9 protein-coding genes and 1 pseudogene (1 of these 10 running past the window's edge) are annotated in these 6,869 nt (G+C 57.9%); 4 read left to right on the top strand and 6 right to left on the bottom strand.

Annotated elements, in window-relative coordinates:
- Together ACIPIZ_RS28350 and ACIPIZ_RS28345 are read left to right on the top strand one after the other, a co-directional pair.
- Positions 1 to 259 (top strand): hypothetical protein (locus tag ACIPIZ_RS28350; RefSeq protein WP_401168764.1); only part of this gene is annotated, 259 nt, incomplete at its 5' end.
- Positions 260 to 361: 102 nt separating this feature from the next.
- Entirely contained in the window at positions 362 to 517 is a 156-nt protein-coding gene (locus ACIPIZ_RS28345; protein WP_401168761.1) for a hypothetical protein, read from the top strand.
- 110 nt (positions 518 to 627) lie between these two features.
- Here ACIPIZ_RS28345 and flgE read toward each other — a convergent pair whose 3' ends face one another.
- From flgE to ACIPIZ_RS28315, 6 genes are all read right to left on the bottom strand, one after another.
- Complete coding sequence (gene flgE / locus ACIPIZ_RS28340) at positions 628 to 1,944, bottom strand: flagellar hook protein FlgE (RefSeq protein ID WP_064391646.1); 1,317 nt, start codon at positions 1,942 to 1,944, stop codon at positions 628 to 630.
- Between the two features lie 30 nt (positions 1,945 to 1,974).
- On the bottom strand, positions 1,975 to 2,703 hold the full coding sequence (flgD, locus tag ACIPIZ_RS28335) for a flagellar hook assembly protein FlgD (protein ID WP_064391648.1): 729 nt from the start codon (positions 2,701 to 2,703) through the stop codon (positions 1,975 to 1,977).
- 15 nt (positions 2,704 to 2,718) lie between these two features.
- Positions 2,719 to 3,162 (bottom strand): flagellar basal body rod protein FlgC, encoded by a 444-nt coding sequence (flgC, locus tag ACIPIZ_RS28330; RefSeq protein ID WP_003227217.1) that lies wholly within the window; start codon positions 3,160 to 3,162, stop codon positions 2,719 to 2,721.
- Positions 3,163 to 3,165: 3 nt separating this feature from the next.
- Positions 3,166 to 3,573, bottom strand: coding sequence for a flagellar basal body rod protein FlgB (gene flgB / locus ACIPIZ_RS28325; protein ID WP_007917581.1), 408 nt, complete (start codon positions 3,571 to 3,573; stop codon positions 3,166 to 3,168).
- A 371-nt stretch (positions 3,574 to 3,944) separates the two neighbouring features.
- A complete protein-coding gene (gene cheR, locus ACIPIZ_RS28320) occupies positions 3,945 to 4,772 on the bottom strand; it encodes a protein-glutamate O-methyltransferase CheR (protein ID WP_007917583.1) in 828 nt (275 codons plus the stop codon).
- 46 nt (positions 4,773 to 4,818) lie between these two features.
- Positions 4,819 to 5,751: a chemotaxis protein CheV gene (locus ACIPIZ_RS28315; RefSeq protein WP_105709225.1), complete on the bottom strand. Its 933-nt coding sequence runs from the start codon at positions 5,749 to 5,751 to the stop codon at positions 4,819 to 4,821.
- 82 nt (positions 5,752 to 5,833) lie between these two features.
- Here ACIPIZ_RS28315 and flgA point away from each other — a divergent pair, with 82 nt between their 5' ends.
- Both flgA and flgM read left to right on the top strand, forming a co-directional pair.
- Complete coding sequence (flgA, locus tag ACIPIZ_RS28310) at positions 5,834 to 6,595, top strand: flagellar basal body P-ring formation chaperone FlgA (protein ID WP_082355483.1); 762 nt, start codon at positions 5,834 to 5,836, stop codon at positions 6,593 to 6,595.
- A 148-nt stretch (positions 6,596 to 6,743) separates the two neighbouring features.
- A pseudogene (flgM, locus tag ACIPIZ_RS28305) lies at positions 6,744 to 6,869 on the top strand (flagellar biosynthesis anti-sigma factor FlgM) (it continues 197 nt past the right edge of the window).

Genomic DNA, 6,869 nt, shown 5'->3' with positions numbered 1-6,869 from the left:
GTACATCGCCGGCGCATCGGGCAAGAAGCTCGACGTGACCTACCGCATGGCCTGGTATCGTGGTCTGAAAACCACTTACTACCTCCGTGCCCTGGCCGCGACCAGCACCGAGAAGTCGACCATCAACACCGGCAAGCTGAACGCTGTTTCCAGCGGCGGCAACCACGGCGACGATTCGGTTCTGGCAGCACCTGCCGGCCCTGCTCCAGTGCCAAAGGCTTGCGCGATCGACGAGCCGGATTGCGAAGCTTGCCAATAAGCTGAGCCGAGTCAGGCGTTGCGAGACGCCTGAACGAAAAAGCCCCCGACAGGCCTCTGGTTTGTCGGGGGCTTTTTTTTGCCTGAGTGTTGAGCGGGAGAAATGCGCCGGCTTTCAGGACGTCATCGCGAGCAGGCTCAGTTCCTACAGGATCAGGATCAGGATCAGGATCAGGATCAGGATCAGGATCAGGATCAGGATCAGGATCAGGATCAGGATCAGGATCAAACGATCGCACCTGCGGCAGCTCCTGCATGACATTCGCGCCGTGCTCCTCACCACTCTGTTCGGCTGCAGCTCTTGATCTGCGGGCCCCACAAAAAAGCCCCTCTAAAAAGAGGGGCTCCCTTGCACATCTCAAACCAGCATCAAGTCATCTGAATGATGGTCTGCATGATGGTGCTCTGAGTGGAAATGGTCTTGGCGTTCGCCTGATAGTTGCTCTGGCCCTTGATCAGGTCTACCAGTTCGTTGGTCAGGTTAACGTTGGACTCTTCCAGCGAGTTGGAAGCGATCGAACCCAAGGTACCGGTTTCCGGTGCATCGTAGCCCGGGATACCCGAAGCGAACGTCTCTTTCCAGCTGGTGCCACCGATTGCCTGCAGACCTTGTTCGTTGGTAAAGCTGGCCAGCGCAACCTGGCCGATGGCCTTGCTCTGGTTGTTGCTGAAGTTGGCGAACAGCGTACCGGTGCCGTCGATGGTCAGGTTGGTGATCTGGCCAGTGGCGTAACCATCCTGAGTCGGGATAGAACGCGCGGTGTCTGCGTTGTACTGAGTGGTCTGCGCCATCGAAATGGTAATGCCGGCCGGGTTGGCAGCTGCACCGTTAGCCTTGAAGGTACCGTTGACCACGTTACCTGGCACCCAGCCAGTGATTTTCAGGTCACTGCTGATCACCGGACCCGGCAGAGTGCTGACCTGAGTCAGCTTGCCCGCGGAGTCAAAGCTCATGGTGGAAGCGACTGGCGCGGTGGTTTTCGGATCGCTACCGGTCGCGTCCGGGTTACGGCCGTCTACCAGGGTGTAGACCTTCCAGGTGTTGGCACCGGTCTTGACCACGTACTGATCCATCGGGTGCATGTTGCCCTGACTGTCATAGATCGGCGTGCTGAACGACTTGGTGTAGGTCGCAAGGTTGGTCGGGTCGAATTTGCCGGCCGCCACTGTGTCGTCGATCACCGGAGCAGTCGAGTTCAGGTTGATGGTCGACGTCACCAGCGAGGTGGACTTCGGCGCCAGGTTCGAGGTGTCGATCTTCAGGTCGGTCAGTACACCGTTGATGATCTTGCCGTTGGCATCCACACCGTAACCCTGCAGGCGCGAGGTGTAATCGGTGTTGGTGATGTAACCGGCGTTGTCGACCTTGAACGTACCGGCACGGGTGTAGGACACCGAGCCGTTGTTGCTCATGGTGAAGAAGCCCGAACCGTTGATGCCCATATCCAACACGTTACCGGTGTTGTTGATGTCACCCTGGGTGAACTGTTGGGAAACGTTGGCCAGGCGCACGCCGTTACCGATCACTTTGCTGCCGCTACCCAGGCGAGTCGCCGAGTAGACGTCTTCGAATTCTGCACGGGACGATTTGAAACCGGCAGTCGCGACGTTGGCGATGTTGTTGCCGGTCACGTCCAGCTGTTTGTTGGCGGCATAGAGACCGCTAAGGCCGATATTGAAAGACATATTCCACTCCTTTGTGCCGGTTAGTCGGCTCTATATACCAATGGTTTGTACTTTGGACAGGGCAACGGTGCCCTTGCCGGACAGGTTGAGCATCAGCTCGCCACCGGTCTGGCTGATCGTCACGCTGTTGACGGTCGCCGGCAGGTAGGTCGCCAGATCTGTCGCGGCGCCGTTGATCGGTGCGTTCGCCTTGAAGGTGTAAGTACCGACGGGCACCAGATTGCCGGAAGCATCTTTGCCGTCCCAGGTGAAGCTGGCATTGCCGGCAGCGCGACTGCCCAGGTCAATGGTGCGCACGGTAGCGCCGCTGCTGTCGGTGATGGTCACCGTGCCGCCGGCAATCGACGTAGGCACAGTCGCCGAACCGGTCAGGCCTTTGCTCGGGTCGTCGAGCTGGGCAGTGTTGGTTTGCACGATTACATTGCGGCCAACCAGCGACGATGCCTGCAACGCCTGCGAGGAGTTGTAGTTACCGGCCAGCGAGCTTACGGTGCTATTAAGCGTGGTGATGCCTTCCAGGCTGCTGAACTGCGCCAATTGGGCAACGAACGCGCTGTTGTCCTGCGGATCCAGCGGGTTCTGGTTTTTCAGCTGGGTCACCAGCAGTTGCAGGAACGCGTCCTTGCCCAGCGCTTGACCGCCGGTTGCACTGTTGGTTGCCGAAGCGATGCCGCCGGTGGTGGTGCTGCTGGCCTTCTTCGACGAGTTGGCCAGGATGTCATTCATGCTCAGGGAGCTGGTGGTATCGGAAACACTCATGGCAGTCGCCCCTTATTACTGACCGAGGGTCAGTACCTTCTGCATCATGGTTTTCGCGGTGTTCATCATTTCAGCGTTGGTCTGGAAAGACCGGCTCGCGGAAATCATGTCAGCCATTTCTTCCACCACGTTGACGTTCGGGTAGTAGACGTAACCTTTGGCGTCGGCTGCCGGATGGTTCGGCTCGTAACGCGCTTCGAGGTTGCTCTGATCTTCGACCACACCCAATACCTGTACGCCTTGACCGGCTGCGTCCTGGCTCTGGAACAGCGAGTTGCTGCCGCTGTTCTGACCGCCCTGGAACATGGTGGCGAACACCGGGTGGCGGGCGCGGTAGGTCTGGTCGATGCTCGACGAGACGGTTTCGGCGTTGGCGATGTTCGAAGCCACGGTGTTCAGACGCGTGGTTTGTGCGCTCATGCCGCTGCCGGCAATGTTGAAAACGCTGGACAGGGACATGGATTACTCTCCGCGCAGGGCTGACACCAGCCCTTTGAATTTGCTGTTGAGCAGGGTGAAGCTGGCCTGGAAGCCTACGGCGTTTTCCGCGTAGTTGGACTGTTCCAGTTGAGCGTCAACGGTGTTCTGGTCGATCGACGGTTGCATCGGCGTGCGATACATCAGCGATTCGTCGCCGTTGCCCAGGCCTTCAGCTTCGATGTGACGGCTGTTGGTCATGTTCAGGGCAATCGTGCCGTTGGCGTTTTTCTGGGTCTGTGCTTCAAGCACTTTGGAGAAGTCCAGATCCCGAGCCTTGTAGTTCGGGGTATCGGCGTTGGCGATGTTGTTGGCCAGGACTTCGGCACGCTGGGCGCGGAAGCCCAGGGCTTTTTCGTGAATGCCGAGCGCTTTATCGAAGCTGATGCTCATGTCGGGACCTTCAGGGTGACCGGTTTTTCGTAACTGAGCTTTAGCAAGCGCCGTGCCAAACCATAATCCCCCTATAAACCGGGGCTTTGCCGGGAGTCGGCAAAGCGGCAATGCCAGAAAAGCGGCAACCGGTTTCCGCCAGATGCCGCTTTTCTGCCGCTTGCCGTCCATCTCATACACACCACGGTCCCTGTAGGAGTGAGCCTGCTCGCGATAGCGGTGTGTCAGGCACCGATGATGCTGAATGTGCTACCGCTATCGCGAGCAGGCTCACTCCTACAGGAGTTTTGTGGTGTTAAGGAGAATTTCTTCGGGCACAAAAAAACGGCAGGCCTTTGCGGGCCTGCCGTTTTTTTGTATTGCCGATGCAATCACTTCGCCTGGTAAATGATCCCCGGGCTGCACTGCACCATCTGGTAATGGTCCGGCAAACCGTTCAGCGCTTCGGAAGCGCCAAGGAACAGATAACCGCCCGGCTTCAACGTGCTGTGAATGCGCAACAGGATGTCCTTCTTCACTTCGGCAGAGAAGTAGATCAACACGTTGCGGCAGAACACGATGTCGAACTTGCCCAGCGCGGCATAGCTGTCGAGCAGGTTGAACGAGCGGAACTCCACGCGGTTCTTGATCGGCGCCTTGATCACCCAGCGCCCCGGCCCTTTCGGGTCGAAGTAACGCTGCAGACGTTCCGGCGACAAACCGCGACCGATCGCCAGGCTGTCGTATTCGCCCGTCTTGCAGTTGGTCAGCATTAGGCCGGACAAATCAGTGGCAACGATCTGCACACCCATCTTCAACTGGCCCAGGTTGCTGCGCTCGAACTCGTCGATCGACATCGACAGCGAGTACGGTTCCTGGCCCGATGAGCAGGCGGCCGACCAGATCCGCAGACGCTGGTTGGGGCTGGCCTTGATCGCTTCAGGCAGTACCTTGTTCTTCAAGACTTCAAACGGATAGGTGTCACGAAACCACAGGGTTTCGTTGGTCGTCATGGCATCGACCACCTGCTCGCGCAAACCGCTGCGCGGCTGGGTCTGGATGCGCTGGACCAGCTCACCCAAGGATTTGATGCCTTGCTGCTCCATCAGTTTGTTGAGACGGCTCGAGACCAGGTACTGCTTGTTTTCACCGAGCAAAATGCCACAGGCTTTTTCCAGGAAGACCCGGAACTGTTCGAAATCCAAATTACCCGTAGACAATGATGCCGCCTCTTAAATCGTGTTGACCGCCAGGAGCAAAACGCCCCTAGCTGATATCTGCTGCTTTGATCCGGTCGACTACCCGGGATGCCAGGTCATCAGGGCGGAATTTGGCCAGGAAGTCATCAGCACCGACTTTCTTGACCATCGCCTGATTGAATACCCCGGACAACGAAGTATGCAGGATGATATGAAGCTTTTGCATGCGTGCGTCGCCGCGGATTTCCGCCGTCAGGGTGTACCCGTCCATCTCCGGCATCTCGATGTCGGAAATCATCATCAGGAACTCTTCTTCCGGCTTCTTGCCCTCGTCGACCAGCTTGCGCAGGTAATCCAGCGCCTGCTTGCCGTCGTTCAGCGCGATCACTTCGACGCCAATCGTCTGCAGGCAACGCGTGACCTGCTTGCGCGCCACCGATGAGTCATCGACCGTCAAGACACGCAACGACAGTGCCTTGGTCTGGGTCTCGACATCGACCACGCCCACCGAAATCGCTTCCGGTGTCGGCGCAACTTCGGCCAGCACCTTCTCGACATCGATGATTTCGACTAACTGATTGTCCACCCGAGTCACAGCGGTCAGGTAATGATCGCGACCCGTGCCCTTGGGCGGTGGATGAATCTCTTCCCAGTTCATGTTGACGATGCGCTCCACCGAGCGGACCAGGAAACCCTGGGTCTTGGTGTTGTACTCCGTGATGATCACAAACGGGTTGTTCTTGTCCTTCAACGCTCCGGAACCGGTGGCCATTGCCAGATCAAGGATCGGAATGGTCGCCCCCCGGATATTTGCCACCCCGCACACGACAGGACTGGACTTGGGCATCAACGTCAGCGACGGGCACTGCAACACTTCCCGTACCTTGAACACGTTGATTCCGTAGAGCTGCTGACCGTCGAGACGGAACAACAACAGCTCCAGGCGATTCTGCCCCACCAGTTGCGTGCGCTGGTTCACCGAATCCATTACACCAGCCATGCCCAGACTCCTACACCAACGCCAAGTGTTGTTGCGACGCACATTCATTGCTAAACGGCACGGCGCTTGCTTTTTAACTCGTATGAACGCTCAAACGACATTTTTCCGACACCTGACCTCCCGCACTCGCAAAAGCCTGTGCGCGATGTCTGCCGTCTGCTTCTTCTTCGCTGGCAGCCCTGCCGTTGCTGATACGGTTACCATGCCTGACATGCTTATCGGCGTCACTCAGGGCTTTCTTGAGTTCACCGTAGAAGACTATCTGGCTACCAGTCAAACGGAAGGCCGCTACGAAATCGAGGTCAAGCAACTCGATCCACGTATGCGCATGCCTATGTGCGACAAGGAATTGACAGCTTCGCTGGAGAGTCCGGCACGTCCTTTGGGCCGGGTAACCGTCAAGGTTCGCTGCGAGGGCGCCTCGCCCTGGACGGTCTTCGTGCCCGCTCAAGTCCGCCTGTTTCGCGAGATTGTGACGACCACGCGACCGCTCAAGCGCGCCGGCATTATCGAGCCGCAGGACGTGACCCTGCGTGAACGTGACGTCAGCGTGATCAATCAAGGCTTCCTGACCTCGGTAGACGAAGCGATCGGGCAGAAATTAACCCGACCAACGGTAGCCGATCAGGTGATTACTCTGGTTCATCTGGAACAGGCAGAAGTCGTGCGCAAGGGCGATCAGGTGGTCATCACTGCCCGCAGCGGCACACTGGCCGTGCGCATGCCCGGCGAAGCGCTTGCCAATGGCGGCTTGAAAGAACAGATCCGGGTAAAAAACCTCAACTCGCAACGGGTCATCAAGGCGCAAGTCATCGCGCCGGGCCAAGTGGAAGTGGCGATGTAGAAAACTGGCGCTGACCCCGGCTGTTCCCTAAACTGTGCCGCAGCAGGACACGCGCCGGCGCATGCAAGGCTCATTGTAAATGTGCCTAAAGTTTTCCAGGGGATGGCCGAAAACATGGCAAGCGTCCAAATTCCCAGAGGTTTTTATCATGGTCATCGATTTCAGCCGTTTGAACAGCTCCTCGTCACTTACGGGCAGTACACGTACCAGCAACGCCAAGGAAACCGCCGAAACCGGCACCTCTGCGCCGCTGAATACCCCGGCCGAACAGGCC

Origin of the sequence: Pseudomonas sp. NPDC087690, from assembly GCF_044743175.1 — a bacterium.
Lineage (GTDB): Bacteria > Pseudomonadota > Gammaproteobacteria > Pseudomonadales > Pseudomonadaceae > Aquipseudomonas.
The sequence above is the reverse complement of the archived record's forward strand: the minus strand, read 5'-3'. Positions and strand labels throughout refer to the sequence as shown.